This window comes from Zavarzinella sp. (assembly GCA_041399155.1).
Classification (GTDB): Bacteria; Planctomycetota; Planctomycetia; order Gemmatales; family Gemmataceae; genus JAWKTI01.
This window is the reverse complement of the sequence record JAWKTI010000002.1, coordinates 934,241-953,430: the sequence shown is the minus strand read 5'-3', so window position 1 is coordinate 953,430 and position 19,190 is coordinate 934,241. Positions and strand designations below refer to the sequence as shown.

General features: G+C 49.1%; 15 protein-coding genes. 12 read left to right on the top strand and 3 right to left on the bottom strand.

The annotated features are described in order from the left end of the window. The first annotated feature begins 44 nt into the window (after nt 1-44). Entirely contained in the window at nt 45-1,511 is a 1,467-nt protein-coding gene (locus tag R3B84_13970) for an LAGLIDADG family homing endonuclease (protein MEZ6141674.1), read from the top strand. A 336-nt stretch (nt 1,512-1,847) separates the two neighbouring features. Further along, the gene (locus R3B84_13965) at nt 1,848-2,501 is read left to right on the top strand and encodes a DUF2293 domain-containing protein (GenBank protein MEZ6141673.1); all 654 of its coding nucleotides are present in this window, start codon (nt 1,848-1,850) and stop codon (nt 2,499-2,501) included. Nucleotides 2,502-2,770: 269 nt separating this feature from the next. Here R3B84_13965 and R3B84_13960 read toward each other — a convergent pair whose 3' ends face one another. Then, the gene (locus tag R3B84_13960; GenBank protein MEZ6141672.1) at nt 2,771-4,084 is read right to left on the bottom strand and encodes a tyrosine-type recombinase/integrase; all 1,314 of its coding nucleotides are present in this window, start codon (nt 4,082-4,084) and stop codon (nt 2,771-2,773) included. Nucleotides 4,085-4,997: 913 nt separating this feature from the next. Here R3B84_13960 and R3B84_13955 point away from each other — a divergent pair. The 7 genes from R3B84_13955 to R3B84_13925 all read left to right on the top strand — a co-directional run bounded on the left by R3B84_13955 (nt 4,998) and on the right by R3B84_13925 (nt 12,988). After that, nucleotides 4,998-5,417: a helix-turn-helix domain-containing protein gene (locus tag R3B84_13955; protein MEZ6141671.1), complete on the top strand. Its 420-nt coding sequence runs from the start codon at nt 4,998-5,000 to the stop codon at nt 5,415-5,417. 9 nt (nt 5,418-5,426) lie between these two features. Beyond that, nucleotides 5,427-5,792, top strand: a complete 366-nt coding sequence (locus R3B84_13950) for a hypothetical protein (GenBank protein ID MEZ6141670.1) — start codon at nt 5,427-5,429, stop codon at nt 5,790-5,792. A gap of 5 nt (nt 5,793-5,797) precedes the next feature. Next, nucleotides 5,798-6,121, top strand: coding sequence for a transposase (locus R3B84_13945; protein ID MEZ6141669.1), 324 nt, complete (start codon nt 5,798-5,800; stop codon nt 6,119-6,121). A 405-nt stretch (nt 6,122-6,526) separates the two neighbouring features. Then, nucleotides 6,527-8,836, top strand: a complete 2,310-nt coding sequence (locus tag R3B84_13940) for a DUF1592 domain-containing protein (GenBank protein ID MEZ6141668.1) — start codon at nt 6,527-6,529, stop codon at nt 8,834-8,836. Further along, the gene (locus R3B84_13935) at nt 8,829-10,112 is read left to right on the top strand and encodes a DUF1501 domain-containing protein (GenBank protein MEZ6141667.1); all 1,284 of its coding nucleotides are present in this window, start codon (nt 8,829-8,831) and stop codon (nt 10,110-10,112) included. The genes R3B84_13940 and R3B84_13935 overlap by 8 nt, the downstream gene beginning before the upstream one ends. Further along, entirely contained in the window at nt 10,103-10,576 is a 474-nt protein-coding gene (locus tag R3B84_13930) for a DUF1990 family protein (protein MEZ6141666.1), read from the top strand. Before R3B84_13935 ends, R3B84_13930 begins: the two co-directional genes overlap by 10 nt. A gap of 90 nt (nt 10,577-10,666) precedes the next feature. Next, entirely contained in the window at nt 10,667-12,988 is a 2,322-nt protein-coding gene (locus R3B84_13925) for a G8 domain-containing protein (GenBank protein MEZ6141665.1), read from the top strand. Between the two features lie 62 nt (nt 12,989-13,050). On the opposite strand, the gene R3B84_13920 is transcribed toward R3B84_13925, so the two are convergent. Then, nucleotides 13,051-14,556 carry a hypothetical protein gene (locus R3B84_13920; GenBank protein MEZ6141664.1) on the bottom strand — a complete coding sequence of 502 codons (1,506 nt, stop codon included), beginning with the start codon at nt 14,554-14,556 and terminating at the stop codon, nt 13,051-13,053. Next, nucleotides 14,540-16,861: a cytochrome c gene (locus R3B84_13915; protein MEZ6141663.1), complete on the bottom strand. Its 2,322-nt coding sequence runs from the start codon at nt 16,859-16,861 to the stop codon at nt 14,540-14,542. The genes R3B84_13920 and R3B84_13915 overlap by 17 nt, the downstream gene beginning before the upstream one ends. Nucleotides 16,862-17,602: 741 nt before the next feature. On the opposite strand from R3B84_13915, the gene R3B84_13910 reads away from it, so the two are divergent. From R3B84_13910 to R3B84_13900, 3 genes are read left to right on the top strand one after another with little or no spacing between them, the layout of a single operon-like run. Next, the gene (locus R3B84_13910) at nt 17,603-18,436 is read left to right on the top strand and encodes an alanine:cation symporter family protein (protein MEZ6141662.1); all 834 of its coding nucleotides are present in this window, start codon (nt 17,603-17,605) and stop codon (nt 18,434-18,436) included. Nucleotides 18,437-18,495: 59 nt separating this feature from the next. Next, entirely contained in the window at nt 18,496-18,939 is a 444-nt protein-coding gene (locus R3B84_13905) for a helix-turn-helix domain-containing protein (protein MEZ6141661.1), read from the top strand. After that, nucleotides 18,936-19,082 carry a hypothetical protein gene (locus tag R3B84_13900; GenBank protein MEZ6141660.1) on the top strand — a complete coding sequence of 49 codons (147 nt, stop codon included), beginning with the start codon at nt 18,936-18,938 and terminating at the stop codon, nt 19,080-19,082. The genes R3B84_13905 and R3B84_13900 overlap by 4 nt, the downstream gene beginning before the upstream one ends. The last annotated feature ends 108 nt before the right edge of the window (nt 19,083-19,190 follow it).

The following is a 19,190-nucleotide window of genomic DNA, read 5'->3' as shown; positions in this document are numbered from 1 at the left end:
GTAGTGTGATTGCTGATCGAAAAAACAATTATCCTATTGGTGATATGATGAAAAAAGATGTTTTAATTGAAGGTAGTACTGGGCTTGAATTGAAATTCTCCAAGTGTTTCAGAGCGTCAAGTAGTGACCATCTCGAATGGATCGAGTTTGTTGAAAAGAAATGTGGAAAGCCAGTTGCTGAATTCATCGGCAGTACCAGTGGCATTCTGCAGGCAAAGATTGGTGAGATTCCCCTTTCTAAACTTGATTGGAAAATTGACGATGATCAAAAGATTTATCGTGTTCCTGATGGTGTGAACATTGCATCGTACAACCATCTGAATGAGATGCAAAATATTTGCAAAGTAAGCCACATTTCGGTTACAAATGACAAAGCATGTATCGAGGTATCAACTAGTCGGAACAGGACTGTCGTGATCAGTGATGATAGTTTGTTACCTGTTTTTGACCACCATTCTGGTGAAATGAAAAGCGAGACGCCATCCCTTGATCAGTGGATCCCATACTTTAAGCAAGACTCTTTGATTGGCAAAGACTACGATTTCGATGTGGGTAAATTTTACGGAATGTTGGCAGCAGATGGCTGGCAACAAGATAATTCGATCGGATATGCCAAAAACTCTGAAGAATGCAGAAAAGAATTCGAGTCGCTGGCTCAATCTGTGTTTAGAATTCCATTCAACGTACGTACCTACTCTGATGAAGCAGATAGTCGAAAGTTTTCCGATTCAGTTAAAATTCATCTGAACGGCAAAGAGTTTGCCCGAAAAGTACTTTCTCCGATCCACCCTGACTTCTACCTGCAGGAAGGATTAAGACCTGCGCTTTTCAAAAAGATCCCGGATGAGATTCTCTTGAATGGATCACACAGATGTCATTTAGGATTATTTTCGGGATTAATCGATGGTGATTGTTCGGTTGGATGGAATAAACACAGAAAAAATGATCGATTTTTTCTTCGATTCAATACTTCCAGCCCGTACCTGGTAGCCTCCATTTCAAGACTGTTACGAAAATTGGGCTTACGGCATTCTGTCACTGAAACTCCTGCAAGAGGTGCATCAAAAACGTCCTGGACCGTTTGCCCAAGTGTAATTGATCTGCCTGATATCCTGAGTGAAGTGCGTGTGGTGGAACAACAGCGAAAACAGGCAATAGCTGAGTTCCTCGCAAAAACTACTGGAATTTGCAACGACACGCTGGATTACGTTCCGCTTACTCATGCGCTGCAGGAGAAAATAATCCGGGCATTACGGAAAGAACCCGAGTTGAAACGAATTGCGAAGCGTCATAAAGGTTACATGAATCGCCAGGCAGCAATCAGGATCATCAGCAAGATCAGCGGCTTCTCAGATGACAACGAATGGAACCGATTTGTAGCAAGAGCAAATTCAACAGGTATCCATTGGGAAATGATCGACAGTATTCGACCTGTTCCACCAAGAGACGTCTTTAGTCTAGTTGTGCCTGACTCTGAATTGTATTGCATCGCGAATGGATTGGTGATGTAGCAACTTCCGAAATCACTTTGTTCGGATTTAATACCCCCTCCCTGAGCTAAATGGCCCTGTGACAACAAGGTCGGTATCCTGCACGTCCGATGGCGAGTGGTTGTTTCTGTCATCAGCCAACCTGACCCAGCAGGCATTCACGATCAACATGGAATTGGCTATGCTGGTTCTGGACGGGAAGATACCAAAACGGGTAGAAGAGCAATTTGCTCGCTATATTCTAAAGAAACTGCTTAATCAAGTATAATGATTTATCTGGATTTGAGTGAAGAGAACTATCCCGATTTCATCGTATCCCGATTCGAACAATAAGCGACTTGGCAATAAAATGCAAGAATGATCAGCACTACCTTCAGTCCCGGTCCCGCGCCGAACACCGTCAAAACCACAGATGGCAAAGTCCTGACCGTTCCCACTGGTTGGGTTCTTCTTCCTCCTGGTGATGCCGCTCTGACCCGCAGAGTAAAGGCTGCTGGTGATCATTGGGTGGTTCAGGAGAAAAAGGGCCGCAAACTCTTCTCGCTGGGCGTGTGGGCACCGGCAACGACGATCGAACTGATTCAAACAGACCTCCAAGCCGAGCGATCCACCGAGAGTTTTCAGAAACGTAAAGAATCTGATGCCAAGCGACGGGAAAAGGCTCAGGAGATTTACGTCGAAGACTTCATCGGGGCTGTGGTGGGCTTCCTGGACTTTCATCCTGACCATGCCGACCTTGCCCAGCGACTTGCCAAAGCGGTTACAGATCACGCCACACCTGTTGGAAGTGGCACCGTCGCCCGTACAAAGCGGATTCCGGTCGAGGAAAGGGCGGAAGTTGCTGTGATCGCATGGATGCGGCACCAGACAACAGCATACGACTTGATGACGATACCACGGGTGAAGGGCAAACGCCGAGAAGTGCGTCGAATGCTGGCCCAGCGAACAAAAGAATTACTCGCAGGGTATCGGCGGGGCGGACCAAAGAACGGAACGATTTTCTCAAAATAGACGCATGTATGGGCATGTAATTGTGGGTGAATGATCGAATTACCCAACTGTTCTTCCAGCTCAACCTCCTTAACAAAAAGATCTTGAGTATCTTGATCACCTTGCTTGACAACACCAATCATCCTGCAGCCTGTTCCCAAGGAAGAGAATCTTCCGACAGTTGTTTCGGTGCTTGTTGGTGCTGAGCTGTACTCACTGTAACCAATGATTTAATTGCCGCTTTGATTGCATCTGGTAGTTGTGGCCAGGTAATGATAATTTTTGCCAGATCATTGGCATCGGATTGCGAAAAAAGAGGTGCAACACTGGGTGCAACGGGGTGATTCAATTCGCCGGAAGTACTTGCAGAATAAGTAGTTTGCAAATTTACAGAAACGGTCTTCGGAACCGTAGGTTGCTGGTTCGACTCCAGCCGGGCGTGCTTCTAAATTCTCATCTTCAGCAGTCACCATATCTCCGCAAGTATCGTATTTTACAGGGTTTCCTGTTCCTTCACTAATTATCGAATCAACATTTCCAGAACTGTTCAAATCCTCATCCGTTGTCATCGTTTGCATAAGATTGTCAGAATCGGGGGCAAACTGGGGGGCAAACTTTTTACCAGTGGGCAAGCCGTTTACTTTTTCCGCCAGGTCACTTAATTTTGTCCGTGCGTACCGTTTCATGGTCAATTTTGGGTCGGAATGCCTTGCCAGGGTCATTACCTGTTTGGTATCTGCACCGCTGCGAATCAGGTTGCTGATGTATGTGCTTCGCAGTGCGTGAAAGTCGCGTACTTCATCCCCTTCCGGCGAAGTAGTTTCAACCGGGATCCCTGCTGCCTCCATATCCCGCCTGATCATCTTTGCGGCCTTTTCATTCCAGGTTCCCGGCCAGATCAGTTCACCTTTCGGCTTGGCAGCCAGAAATGGCCTCAAATCGTTCGCCAGATCGATTGAAATAGGTTGAGTGGCTGGTTGGCGGTTCTTGCTGCTGCGTGCCTGCAAATGCACAACAGGCGGGCAGGCAGAAAGGTCGAATGATTCCGGCTTGAGGATTGCGAGTTCAGATGCCCTGAACCCGGTCCCTAGGGCCAGGCGGTACAACATGGCACGATCGGAACCGCAAAGCCCCCTGAATGGCTTGCCTGCTTCTGCAGCTACGAGCAATCGAGTGACCTCATCGTTCTGATATTCTCCCCGCCTTTCTGCGTCTATGGCAACGTTCCCGGGCTTGACTGTCTTAAATGGGTTGCGGTCGATGCGGTCATTCTCGATCATCCACAGTACGAACTGCTTTGCAGCCTGTAGATAATGCTTAGTGGTCTGCGTGCTCATGCCTTGGTTTGTTCGCAGATGATGCAGGAACTTTTCCAAAAATTCCGCGTTCATATCTTTGCAGAAATGAAACTGGCATCCTTCGATGATAGCAGTTACACGGTTGGTTTTCAGTTTGATGTATTCCTGTTCGCAGTTGTTCGCATGCAATGATTCCCGCCAGGCTTGCAGGTGTTCCCGCAACGGCATTTTCTGAAACTTGGTAGTTCGATGATCACCGATACCCGCCTTTTCCAATTCTACCCGTTCAACGATTTTCGCAAGCATCTGCTACGCGGCCGTCTTGTTCGTGCTCAATGGTTCCGAACATAATTTGCCCGATGCGTCGATGTAGGATGAGTACCACTTCTTCGATTTCAACTTTTTAACCGTTCCGTCCGGTTGTTTCTTCGTGGTTGTAATCTTTTTCAAATGTGCCATCGGTTATTTCTCTCCGATCTTCAATCAGTCCCGCAGGGTTCAGGTTCACTCCAGGGGGTGCTTGAAGGTGTATTCAAATTAACTGGAAAATATCCCGTGTAAATGTTGGTTAACTCAAACTCTTGTATGTCCTTGAAAATACTGTCCCATGGACAGTCATGCTTCTTTGATGCCCGCAGGAATGACAGAATGACAACTTTTCGTAAATTTCAGTAAAATCTATTAGAATTCTGTTCCCATAAGGAGTTTCCTGAAAACCAGGAAAAGTCGTCATTCCGTCATTCAATTTTCAGACTTATCCCGACAAAGAAACGTGTTGAACTTTTTCTGCCTTCGGTTAAGTCGAAACTTTCTGCAATTCGCTTCAGGAAACTGATTTTCGGCAAGGGAATTTCCCCTTCCTGTTCACACCAGGAAAAATATGAGCGGTAGAGATCATTCTTAGTTACCGTTGCAACAGGCTCCAATGTGCAATTTTCGGCTACGAATCGGCGAATATTATCTTCGGTTGTGCGATATCGTGCCTTTGCTTTTTAACAGCTAAGCAAGGATCAAGGACTTCTCTGTACGACAAAATGCAGCCTTGAATTAGCCAATTCAAAAATGTCAGAATAACTTATTGAAGCACGCGCTTCGTCTCGGTGCTCCTTGACCGTTCCTGCGGAATGGTCCGCGGGAGGCTAGTGCTTTGTCACATCTAAAAAGTCGGATTGGCAATTTCAGTCAAATCTGCGATACTGCATGGTACAAGGAGGGTGCCATGCGGAAGTTGTATATCATTCGACTGACAAAGCAAGAACGAGTCGAGCTTCAGAGTGTCGTCAAGAAGTTGAAGGGAACCGGGCAGAAAGTTCGACGTGCTCAAATTCTGCTGAAGGCAGATGCCGATGGTCCGAATTGGACTGATGAGCGTATTACCGAGGCGTTTTCGTGTCGGACTAGAACCGTGGAACGGCTTCGCCAGCGGTTCGTCGAGCAAGGATTTGAAGAAACGCTCAACCGAGCTAAACGTCAGCAACCACCCGTGGATAAGCTATTGACGGGCGACCAAGAGGCCCGCATCATCGCGACTCGGCTTGGGCCGCCTCCGAAAGGCTACAACAACTGGACGCTTCGGTTGCTGGCACGCAAGGTCGTGGAGTTGGAAATCGTGGAGTCGGTGAGCTACGAAACGGTCTAAAAAAATGGCATGACGAATCGGAAGATTGAATATTGGGTGATTCCTCCGGAGGTGGACGCCGAGTTTGTCGCCCACATGGAAGATGTGCTGGAAACCTACGAAAAACCGTACGATCCGAACGTGCCGGTCCTGTGCATGGACGAACAACCGGTGCAGTTGTTGAAAGAAACACGCGTTCCTATTCCCGCCACGGCCCAACATGCCAAGCGGGTTGACTACGAATACGAACGAGCGGGCACGGCGGCTATCTTCATGTTTACCGAACCGCTGGTCGGTTGGCGTGAAGTCTCCGTTCGCGAACGGAGGACGAAGATTGACTGGGCCATCGAAATGGCTCGGTTGTTGGAGGTCGCTATGCGTCATGTGCCAAAGTGATCGTGGTGTGTGACAACCTCAACACCCACACCAAGGGCGCGTTCTATGAAGCGTTTGAACCCGCGCGTGCGCGGACCTTGGTTCGACGGATCGAATTCTGCTACACACCCAAGCATGGAAGTTGGCTGAACATCGCAGAGAATGAACTGAGTTCGTTAACCCGCCAATGTGTCGCGGACCGTCGCTTTGAAGATGTTGCCACTTTGAGTGAAGAAACCGAGGCATGGTCGAACGATGTCAACACTACACAGCGTGGCGTTGACTGGCAAATGAAGATCGACGAAGCACGAACGAAATTAAAATCGGTTTACCCGACAATTAAGTCGTGACAGAGCACTAGAATGTGTCGGATCATCAAATTATTGATCTGGGGGTATTTCGCGTATCGAATCTATCGTAGAAAAAGTGGTCAAACGCAACGATCCGAAATTCGACGATTGTCGGTACTGGTTGATTAGAATTCAGCAGAACAGTGTATCGTGATCTCAATTTGCGAAAAGCCCGGTTTAGTGAACCACACACGAAGTGCGATATGGCTCAGAACGTGAATTCGAGCATCCGAACATTGGCGGCAAAGCAACGGGCTAACTTTTTGCACCTAATTACTTTCCTCAGGGCTTTCTAGCTTGCGCACCGCAAAATTGTCTTCGCGATACACGCCGCATATGGTATATTCTAATTCTGCGCTGCTTCTGTATGTTCAACGCACCAATCGAGATTTTTCGAGGCTATTTATGACGTTATCGAATGCCGGGTCAATCTTCACAGCATGCTTCATCTCTCTTGCTCTCTGCAATTCTGTGCACGCACAGCAAACGAAGGTTTATGCCGGGTCCGACTGCGCCGTTGACGAGTTCTTTAAAAACGAAGTCTGGGCCAAGGTCGCTTCTCATACCTGCGTGACCTGTCACAAACTTGGCGGCGACGCGGAAGACAGCAAGTTTCTCCTTCACGATCCCAGGAAAATCACAGGCGAAGCACAGGCCGAGGCGATGCGGCATAACCGCGTCGCTTTCGCAAACATGGCGATACAGAAAGTAAAAGATGAATCACGCCTGCTGTTGAAAGCAGTCGGCAAACTTGACCACGGAGGTGAAGCGGTCTTGAACGCTGACTCGACAAGCTACCGCATTCTTGCGGATTTTGTTCGCACAGTGAATACTCCGAAATCGCTGCCCGCATACGTTGAAGATAAAAACGCCCCACCGTTTTTCGAAGGCATCAACATGGTCGATGACCGCGTTTTGCTGCGTCGGATCACGCTTTCACTTGCGGGCCGGCTGCCAACGGATAGCGAATGGGCAGTAGTGTCGAAGCTCGGCATCAAAGCGATTCCTCAACTCATGGATACCATCATGAAAGAGGATGCGTTTTACGACCGACTGCGTGAAGGCTTCAACGATATCTTCCTGACGGTTGGCTACGGCGAAGCGGAGTCTGCCTTGTCCTACGCGCATTTCAGCAAGACCAGGCATTGGACACAAAAGTACGACTTGAGCAGTATCAAGGATGAACAAGCCCGCACCCAGGCAGGGTATAAACTCGCCCGTGACTATCGCCAGGCGCTCTTCGGTGAACCGATGAAACTGATTGAGCATATCGTTCGCAACGACCGGCCGTTCAGCGAAATCATCACCGCTGACTATATCATGGTGTCGCCGTATACAGCTCGCGGCTACGGCATATTCGAAGAATTACGTGACAAGTTTAAAGATATCGACAATCCGTTTGAGTATATCCCGGTGAAGCTTAAAGCGCTTGTTGCTCGCACGAAGAACGACGATCAGGATTCTGCAACCGGCTTTTATCCGCACGCCGGGCTGCTGAGTACTTTCCAATATCTGAGACGCTACCCCACAACAGACACCAACCGCAATCGCCTCAGGGCACGCATGTACTATCAGCATTTTCTGGGAGTAGATGTTCTGGAACTGGCGGCTCGCGTTTCGGATGCGGCCGAGGTCGCCAAAAAATACGAAATTCCGACGATGCAGGCGGCCGAGTGCGTGGTTTGCCACAAAACGCTCGATCCCGTTGCGGGGTTGTTTCAAGATTACTTCAGTATTGATGGCGTCTATGGCAAGCGAAAAGGGGGCTGGTTCAAAGACATGTTTGGTGCCGGTTTCGAAGGCGAATCGCTGCCGACTGAAGAACGCTGGCATGCATTGCAGTGGCTGGGCGAACGCACGATCAAAGACCCCCGCTTCGCAATCGCAATGGTTGAGCATGTCTATTACATCTTGAATGGTCGCAAAGTTCTGCTTCCGCGCAAGGAGCTTGATGATCCGCTTTTTGCCGCAAAACGCCGAGCTTATCAGACACAACGCCGGGAAATTGAAACTATCGCAGAACAGTTTGCAAAGAACCAGTTCAACCTGAAATCGGTTTTCAAAGCGCTGGCACTTTCGCAGTTTTATCGTGCAGACGGGCCTGCAGTCGCGATTACGAATCCGCAGCGTAAGGCGGAGCTGGAATGCGTCGGCCTGGTGCGCATGTTGTCACCTGAGCAGCTCGAGCGAAAAACGAAGGCGGTCTTCGGCGAAAAGTGGGGCCGCTTAAACGAGCAGATGGAGATGCTCTACGGAGGCATTGATTCGACTGAAGTAACAGAACGGGCAACTGACCCCAGCGGGGCGATGGGTGCAATCCAACGGATGATGGCCAATGAAATGGCCTGCAGACATACCGCTAGGGACTTTGCCAAACCGGCTGCGGAGCGGATACTTTTCCCCGGGATTGAAGCGTCGGTGGTTCCCGGCGATTCTGCCGAAGGCGATGCGAAAATTCGCCAGGCGATTGTACACTTGCATCAGCGGATTCTCGGCCGTTACGATGCGGTTGATTCAACCGAAGTTGAGCGCACATTCAAGCTGTTCTCGGGCATCCTCAACGATGCGAACGAGCAGCGGAACTTCGATAAACGAGAGATTTATCACTGCAGACGCGAGAATCCCGTGTTACAGCCTGATCCGCTATACACCGTTCGCGCCTGGCGTGGCGTTGTCACTTATCTGTTGAGAAGGCAGGAATTTCTGTATGAATAGTCGACGCGATTTTCTGCAGTTATGCGGAATGGCCGGGCTGGGTGTTGCAGCGCCGATCAGTCTGATGGACGCGTATGCGAAGCCGAAGGATGAACCGTACGGCGGGCCGTATTATGTAGTTTTTAATGCGTCTGGCGGCTGGGACACCACTTACTTGATGGACCCCAAGGGCGTTAACGACATCAACCGGTTGTACAAGGAAGGTGACATTCTCACGCAGGGAAATCACTTGTATGCGCCGACGGCGAAGCAAGTAAAAACCGGCATGAGTAATGAAGATTTCTACAAAGAGTTTGGTAATGAACTACTGGTGTTCAACGGTTTGGATTACTCGGTGAATAATCATTCGCCGGGTGCACGATACATGGCAACCGGGAAACTCGACAGCCTGGCTTACCCGACGTTCGCTGCACTGGTAGCAGCGTGCCAGGGGTCGTCGTGCCCGATTTCATTTCTGACGTTCGGCAATTACTCCGCTACGGGAAATCTGGTGGCGATGTCACGAGTTCCGTATATCCATTCGCTGCAGAAAATAGCCAATGCGGATGCCGTTGAAGGTAATGTGCGTTCGCAGTATCACGACCGCTTCGCTTTGGATCGAATTGAAGCGACACTGCGTGAACAGAACCAGACACGCCAAACAGAACCTCGTTTGCCACGCATTGAACATGCAGAGAATATGCTCTACGCTGCCCAGGATAATTCCAAGGCGCTTGAGCGTGTGACGCCTTACATCCCAGTAAAGATTTCGAAAGAGCGATTGTGTCAGCAGGCGGAAATCGCGTTGGCGTCATTCAAGGCGGGCGTGTGCGTTTCGGCTAATCTGACCATCGGCCAATTCGACAGTCACGCGAATAACGACCGAGATCAAATGGTTCTGATACCGGAGTTTCTTTCGGGTATCGCCTATCTACTGCGACGTGCGGAAGAATTGAAAATCCGTGAGCAGATGGTTGTGATAGTGCAGAGTGAAATGGGCCGCACCCCGAATTACAATAACGGCAATGGTAAGGACCACTGGTCAATCGGTTCGATCATGTTCCTCGGCAAAGGGATCAAGGGCAATCGCGTGATCGGAGCAACGGACGAGAAGCAGTTTCTGGTTCCGCTCGATCCGAAAAAACTGGTGTGTGATAAAGAGAAGGGCATTAAGGTGCGGCCAGAACATATTCACCAGTCACTGCGTGAATTCGCGGGCATTGCAGAGCATGCAAACAGTAAGAAATTCCCGCTAGGTGTCGTAGAATCTGAGAAACTGCAAGGCCTGTGGGGCTAGTGCTACTTCACGCGAGCGGGGTACCTCTGTTCCACAGGTGTGAAGGTCAATGGAATGATTGCCCAGAACTCTTGTTTTTGCCAAAACTCCTTGAGTGCGGCGAGGATAGATTCCTGATTGAATGGGACAGTGACACCGACAAGGTGAGATATGATATCCTCGCTTTCTCCCGCCCCAACCACATCCTGACTCGGCTAGGTTATCCACTGGTTCGCCGCAGCCAGAAAAGATTTGGTCGAGATTCGGCGGCAACGTTGTGCCGAGCCGTCAATTCGGTATTACCCATTACTGAAGTTTCGCAAAATACGGGTTATACACGTTCGGGTTGTTCAGACCACCATCAGAAAATACAACAGTGTTGCCTGTTTTTTGGTGCCCAAATTTCGAGTGGCATTACAGAAAGGGTAATTCGCACCTCCATTCGACAAATTCCTTGTGTGCGGTTTCATTTCTGGACTGATTGATACATTAAAACTTGCATTTTGCCAGGTAGTTCGTTAATCTGTTGTAACTAGAATCTGTTGATCTCTCCTTCCTGCCTCTATGGTGCTCGAATGATACTCCTTCAATTTCTACCACAACTGCTCACCTGTTTCATCTTTTCTGCAAACCTACTGCTTGGTGCGGAGCCCCTTTTGGTCCGGTCAAAAGCAAGCGGGGAATGGAGTAACCCCAAAACCTGGGAAAAAGAACAGGTACCTCTGCGCGGCCAGCGTGTGTTAATCCGCACTGGGCATGAAGTTGTGTACGATATGAATAGCAAGGCGGTGCTGCATGCGGTGCATATTTCGGGCACGCTTCGCTTTAACCCGTCGATCAATACCCGTTTGGAAGCTGGATTAATTACGGTTCAAGCCGGAGAAGTTGCGACCGATGATGGCTTCGATTGTTCTGCCCACGTCGGGAAGCCAGATCCTCATCAAAATCGGTCGCAACTGCTTGTAGGTACACAAGATGCACCCATTCAAGCCAATTGTACAGCGATGATTCGACTGCATCACATCCAGGGGATGAATCCGGAAACTTGCCCTGCAATCATCTGCTGTGGGGGAAAAATGGACTTTCATGGGCAGCCGTTGAGCCATAGCTGGACAAAACTAGCCAAAACGGTGACCACAGGTGACACTGAATTGATCCTCAAGGACAAGATCACTGGTTGGAATCCGGGGGATCGGGTAATTGTGACCGCTACCCAACGCTATTATGACAAAGATGATCAATTTACTGAAGAACGCTTTGTAGAATCGATCTCGAACACTGATCCGCCAGTCCTGAAACTCACGAAGCCGCTGGAGCATGAACATTTGGGTGATGGGTTGTACTCTGGGGAAGTGGCCAATTTATCGCGAAATGTCATTGTCGAATCAGCCAATCCGGATGGGGTGCGTGGTCATACTATGTACCACCGCCATTCTGCGGGTTCGATCAGTTACGCCGAGTTTCGTCATCTTGGTAAAATGAATATTCTGGGTAAATATGCCATTCATTATCATCTTTGTAAAGATACAATGCGAGGCAGTTCTATTGTAGGTGCCTCGATTTGGGATAGTGACAATCGCTGGGTGACCATCCATGGAACCGAATATCTGGTCGTTCGTGATTGTGTCGGTTGGAAAAGTATCGGCCATGGTTTCTTTCTGGAAGATGGAACCGAAGTATACAACATATTAGACCGAAATCTGGCAGTGGGTGCCCGTGCCGGTAAGCGGTTACCGAAGCAGGCGTTGCCGTTTGATGCCAATGATGGTGCAGGCTTCTGGTGGGCCAGCAGTCTGAACACCTTCACGAATAATGTGGCCTCAGATAACGATCGGTATGGATTTCGCTATGAGGCTACCCCTACCAGTGCCCTGAAACTTGATTTTGCCATCAGACAGCCGGATGGTTCCCGGGAAATTGTTGATATAAGGAGATTGCCTTTCATCCGGTTCAGCGATAACGAAGTTCATTCGAATGTGGGCCTGTATGGTGTGAATCTCGGTGAAGGTGTCCGGCGAGTTGGCCCGGATTCTCAGCACCCATTTGTTGTGCGAAACCTGAATATCTGGAATGTCCATTATGGTTTCCGTCCGCAAGTGCCGTCGTTAATGGTCGAAAACTTAAACTTGCACCGGATTGTGTACGGGGTTTATCATCCCGACTACGACAAGCACTTCTACAAAAATGTGACCATCAGCGAAGCGACTGCAGAACCGTTTAATCGGGGCCACGATGATGAGAGCATTCAACATGGTATTTTGACGGTGGATGGATTGAATTTTATCAACTGTAAATCTGGGGGCATGCCGCTGATTCAAATTAGTGACCATAACCCTACTGGAAACGCAGTGTCCCACTTTCGCAATGTCAAAATAACCGATTGGAAAGATGGTTCTCGTGCGAAATCACTGGTAAATTTGGGCGGTGGGCCAAGGCCGGAGCCGAAGACTGAAAAAGGCGTACCCATTTATCTCCACGACTGGTTTGGCAAAGGAAAACATGCGATGGTTGTCAGCACCCGGTCACCGGAGTACAAGGCCGATCCGATGCGGTTTCGAACGGAACCGACTATCACCGGAAATGAATCGAAGCTCACTGACGTGAATAAAATTGAATTTCCCAAGGTTCTGGAGCCTACGGACGATCTACCCCCGATTACTATCATCACCCGAGTGCAAAAAACGAACGGGGGTGTTCTGGTAACCGGTTCATCCTCTGACAATCATAAGGTTGCCAAGGTGATTGTAAATGGAGTGGAGGCAACTTCGACAAACGGCGATTATTCCGAGTGGAAAGTAGTTCTGAAAGCGGGCAATTCCGACGAAATTACGGCGATAGCTATTGATAGCACTGGATTGAAAGAATTGACCCCACACAGGGTAATCATGGCAAATTAAACGCAAGTACACTTATAAGAAATATTTGGAATGAATGATTGCACCCAAGTTATCATGCCATTTTACTTCTTGATCGGTGCTTCATTGACCGTGTAAAAAGCGTTGTGGTGCAGTAAGGTTTCTTTACCTGTAGATTCAAGTTTATTCAGGTCGAACTCGTACACATGGCCGGGTAACAATTTTTCTAAGGTAATCTTTACCGAAAGCCCGTCGTTTGAGATTACAGCCGACTTTACTTCAGGTTTGGTCTGCTCAATTTCCGGCCCGCCGTAGCCTGCATGGTACGGATGAGTAAAAGTGGAAAGCTGATAATTCTTCAAGTTGAGTGCTGTATTCGCATCAACCGGTTTGGTAAATGCAATTTTAAAACCGTCTGGTTCAATGGTAACTCGCTGTATCTCGAAGGGCATTTTACCGCTCCATTCGAGACGCTCCAGCGCAAACGGCTTAATGCCACGCACCGGCCAGCCGCGATTCGTTCCACCACACAAAAGATTACCGCCTTCGGTAAAAGAGACATTCAAGATACCAGTAGAAAGTCCTTCACGAAACGGATAACACGCGCCTTGCCAGACACCGTTAATCTGTTCGGTCGTTGCACGCATGATGATTGATTGCGTATAATCTCCCAGGAACATCTGATCATCAAACGGGCCGAACTTTCCTTTCGTATCGTTGACCACAAAGCCTGTGATTGAACGGCCCATGCGGATGTACGGAAATATCACCGCGTAGGGGGTCAGTTGTTTCACCCGATTTTTCTCGATAGCAATTCGTGAGCCAGATTTAGGCATCTCAGGCACCTTGCCGAGTTCCGGTGCATAAGGATACCAGTTGAAACTCGCCGGGTGGCCGTGAAAACTTCGTGGAGTAACTGCCTTCAAACTGCACGAGCAATTCCAAGGCCCCTGACTTTCAATGTAAAACAACGCTCCATGTTCGTTGGCACCGATACCACCGGGGCTGCGTAAACCGGTTGCAATCACTTCCGATTTTCCTTTAGGGGTCACTTTCAATATACACCCGCGAAATAGCGCATGCGATTCATAGGAATATGACAATCCGAGCGCGACATGGATATTTCCGTCTTTGTCGAACTTCGAACCAAACGCATATTCATGGTAATTGGCGTAGCCCCAAGCATCGGAAAGCGTTTCGAAGCGATCCGCTGTACAGTCCTGTTTCGTATCGGTAACACGGGTCAGTTCGCAGCTTTGCGTCACATAAAACGATTTGTCTTTGTAAGCAAGGCCGAAGATTTCATCCAGCCCGGTGGCAAACAAATGGAACTTCGGGTTCGGCTTCTTCGTATCGATGCCGTCGAGAATATAGATTTCTCCATGTCGTGTACCGACTGCAATTCGGCCATCAGGTAACGGACAAAAAGCACCCGCCTCAATGACCTTGTCATTCGGAATCGGGATACTGACCAGCGGATAATACTCACGCTCTCGTTCTTCCGTACCCCAACGGCCGCCGACATCCTCCGCCTGCGCTGTTCCCAAGACGAAAGGGAACGCACTCAGCAAAACGAGCAGTAAACGTGTGGAGCTATTTGAGTAGTTCATAAGTCAACGTTTGGGTTGATTTACCCTTGGGGATAATAAATTGGAGTAGCAATTCGGAAGATTTTTCATCTCCAGAATCCGGACGTACTAAAGTTGGCACTTTCGGAATGTTTAAACGCAGCTCTTTCGTTTTGAACTGCTGTTTCGATTCCACTACGAATTGGCCGGTCAATCCCCGGAACCATAGTGTTGTTCCCTTCGGTGCATGAAACGAAAACGTGCGAACCAGTCGGAGCTTTTCTTGAGCGACTTCCACATTACTGTAGTCTTCAATTTCAACGCTGCCGCTGCGGTACATGAAGGTCGGAATCGACTGTTCATCCATAAAGTAACCCGCAAACTGATAACCGCGATTCTTGGGATAAAGCGGATCAGGATTCACCGGCGCTTCTTTCGTCATCACGGGTCGAAGAGGCCAGGCGGTTTTTTCATCGGGCAGATCGAAGAATGAAACATCCTGGGCGAGGGCAACATGTTTCTCGGCAGGGTCGAAATTGCCGGAGCCCTGACCACTCCGATTGACGCGAATATAGTCACCAGCCCAGATGGCTGAAAGCGTACCGGTCTCCGCATTGAAGGAGTAATTCAGTTTCTGCGGAAAACCGACCGCAATGCCACGAAAGCCCGCAACACTACTGCGACCGCGATATGTATGGGTAGCATCTTTCACCTCAAGCGCGGTCTGTACTACACGCAATCCGGGTGGATCCGCCGCCGATGTGCCAAGCGTCAGGTAATACCAGATGGCTTCAATTTGTTCCTTAGTGTGACCATTGAGAACCGTTTTCAGCATCGCTTTGCCCCCAGGCCAGGCGGTAGGCATCACGGTGCGTGGCCGAAACGCACTGGGTTCGATCATATAGTGGTAGTACCAACTGGGCTGCAGACGTTCGGTAATCGTCATCAGTTCGATGCCTTTATGACCGGCTGCTTTGCCGTTGAACGTATGGCACGCAATACAAGTCAACATCTTTTCACCCAGTAAATCACGCCCGGCCGCACGCATTGCCTTTTCCCGCTCGCGTTCTTTGGCATCACGAGTCTCCGCTTTCGGCAGCGAAAAATCAACCTTTTCAATCGTATCCAATTTTGCGAACAATTCAGGAAGATGACGCAAATTGAGCTCACCAAATTGTGGCATCCGCGTAAGCATATACGGCCGCACGCTATCGCCATCAAAGAGCATTTTCTTCAATGCCACTGGTTGCAGTTTCGCTCCCACTTGCGTCAGCGGTGGCGGAATGCGGGCTTCATCACCCAGTTCCTTCTCCCTAGTTTGAAAGTACTCCTGATGTTCGGCTGCAACGCCCCCGAAACCGTCGCGCACATGGCAGGCATTGCAGTTGAATGCAATCAACGTGTGAGTGACTTTCAATTTTTCGGAGATCAATTCCGGCTTGGCTGACAGCGACTTGCGAATCGCATTGGCTTGTGTTTCATTCAGATTGAAAAATGGACTTTTCGATCGCTTGGTGCTGAGGCATCCCAGTGTCAGATCAGCACTTTTCAACTCCCCTAGCATTGGCGCTGGCGGAATGTTACCCAGTTTGTGACAGGCAACACAGTTTTGTTCCTGAAAGGCTTTTTTACCCTTCGCTACCAGTTCGTCTTTGAGAACGATACGAGAAAGCCTCATCTGAACTTTGCTGAGCAGATAGCTGGCTACCTGATTCGCTTCACTGCGTGTCAATTTCATATCGGGCATGCGGCCCGAAGGTCGCACGTGCTTAGGTTGAAAAAGGAATTTGCTCAACGAATCAACGCTGTACTTGGAAGGCACATGGTCAAGGTTCACAATCGCCTTTGGTTCAGGCGTGTTGCTCTTGTTTTCCAGCGGACCATGACACGCCACGCAGCCGATAGTGTGAAACAGCGTTTTTCCGGGAAGTACTTGTTTTGGTTCAACTGCTTCAAACTGAAATTTTCCTGGTGATTGTGAGACCAGGAAATGTGTCAACGCCTCCGCAGTTTCTTTGCGTTGCGCTGCAGGCAATGCATGGAGCATATCAGGCATGGTTGTGCCCGGCTGCTCATGAGATGGTGAATCAAGAAATCGCTGCAGATATTCTGGAGCCACACGTGCACCAACATCAGCCAAGTCTGGAGTGGCTCTTTCGAATAGCGGAGATTCAGTAGATTTGTGACATGCGGCACAGCGTAGCTCCCCCATCAGTAGTAGGCCTGTCTGCTCTTCAGATAGCGGATGTTTGTTTGCCAGACCTGGCAACATCGGTGCTGCACTCACAAATTGCTGATAAAGCAAGGTGAATGCAGTTATCATTATCGCACAAGCAAACTTGTTCATGAACGGTCCTCGCGTTTCAAAAGTCAGACGGGAGTGAATTATGGCAGGCTGCGATCGATAACCACATTCTATACGGTATTATCTGATTCAAACAGGATGCTGACAGTCCCATTACATGAATGTCAGAGATTTGAACAGGTGCAATCTCTGCGGTGTACAAAAAGAAGACATATTTTGCTGTGATTCACCGAATATTGCAGTAGATTTCATTTGTGGTAGAAAAGAGCACCATTGCTGGCTCAGTCTTATTCTGCAATAACACCCCCCCCAAAACAACAGGAAGCTATGCACTACTTTACCTTTCTCCGTGATGTGTTGTCACTTGCAAACGGCGCAACGCATATCTCACTGCGATGACAATCGGGCATTTGGACAACAAATTTGGTTACCGATTTCAGGCGATTAACAGTTGCCGAGTGGCATTGGGATTGTTGAATGGCTGAAATCAAAACAGTCGTTCACTGAACGGGTACCGAAATTATTTCCGAACCCGAACCAGTCATTGAGCCCGAACCAGCCTCCCAAAGGTCATGGCCGCAAGCAACGTTACGAAAATATCAGTCTCAAAGCTGCTTCCAAGCAGATGCACTCCCTTACCATTTAGGCCGCTGGTATCGGCTTTTACAATTTTTTTTGAAATCAAATACAAACCCCTGAAATTAGACTATTCTCATCCCTTAGCTGATGTATTTTAGGCCTGCGTCGGGAATAAACAAACCGAAAAGGAAGTGCTTCCATTTTATGTTAATTCACAACAATCCGAGATACCCTTTGACGCTTCTTGCTGTCTTGTTTTTGCCCGTGCTCACCTTTGCTCAAGAAAAGGGTCTCGATCAGAAAATTGACAAAGCCTTTGCACCGATCGCCAATGTCTGGGAAAGTATAGTCACCTTTGGGTTTCCGATTATCGGAGTAAGGATGCCGCTGGTGGCCATACTGCTCGTGCTAGGGGCATTGTTTTTTACGGTTTACTTCGGGTTCATCAATATTAGACGATTTCCATTGGCAATTTGGGCAGTTATCGGTAAATACGACTACATCGAACGACGAAACGATCCGATGACAGACAATAATAAAGTCATCGAGGGAAAGAACGGTGAAACGATCAGCATCATTGGCGCGTCCGGAGAGGTCAGCCATTTTCAAGCATTGGCAACAGCCATTTCGGGTACTGTGGGTCTCGGAAACGTTGCCGGGGTGGCCGTGGCAATCGCAATCGGTGGTCCCGGCGCCACGTTTTGGATGATTATTTGTGGGCTTTTAGGTATGTCCACCAAATTCGTTGAATGCACGCTCGGTGTCAAATACAGAGACATAGACTCGAATGGAACGGTTTACGGTGGACCGATGTATTATCTCTCGAAAGGGTTAGCTGAGCGGGGATTGACCAGGCTGGGTAGAGTCTTCGGGATAATTTTTGCTACGCTTTGTGTCGGGGCTTCATTCGGGGGAGGAAACGCCTTTCAGGCGAATCAAGCAACGGTTCAGATCACATCGATGTTTGGCCTAGAAGGTGGAGCCATTAATACCGTCATCGGATTGGTGATCGCCGTTCTAGTGCTTTGTCACATCTAAAAAGTCGGATTGGCAATTTCAGTAGAATCAGCGATACTGTTTGGTACAAGGAGGTTGCCATGCGGAAGTTGTATATCGTTCGACTGACGAATCAAGAACGAGTCGAGCTTCAGAGTGTCGTCAAGAAGTTGAAGGGAACCGGGCAGAAAGTTCGACGTGCTCAGATTCTGCTGAAGGCAGATGCCGATGGTCCGAATTGGACCGATGAGCGTATTGCCGAGGCGTTTTCGTGTCGGACTAGAACCGTGGAACGGCTTCGCCAGCGGTTTGTCGAGCAAGGATTTGAAGAAACGCTCAACCGAGCTAAACGTCAGCAACCGCCAGTGGATAAGCTATTGACGGGCGACCAAGAGGCCCGCATCATCGCGACTCGGCTTGGGCCGCCTCCGAAAGGCTACAACAACTGGACGCTTCGGTTGCTGGCACGCAAGGTCGTGGAGTTGGAAATCGTGGAGTCGGTGAGCTATGAAACGGTCCGACGCACGCTAAAAAAAATGGCATGACGAATCGGAAGATTGAATATTGGGTGATTCCTCCGGAGGCGGACGCCGAGTTTGTCGCCCATATGGAAGATGTGCTGGAAACCTACGAAAAACCGTACGATCCGAACGTGCCGGTCCTGTGCATGGACGAACAACCGGTGTAGTTGCTGAAAGAAACACGCGTTCCCATTCCCGCCACGGCCAACCACGCCAAGCGGGTCGACTACGAATACGAACGAGCGGGCACGGCGGCTATCTTCATGTTTACCTAA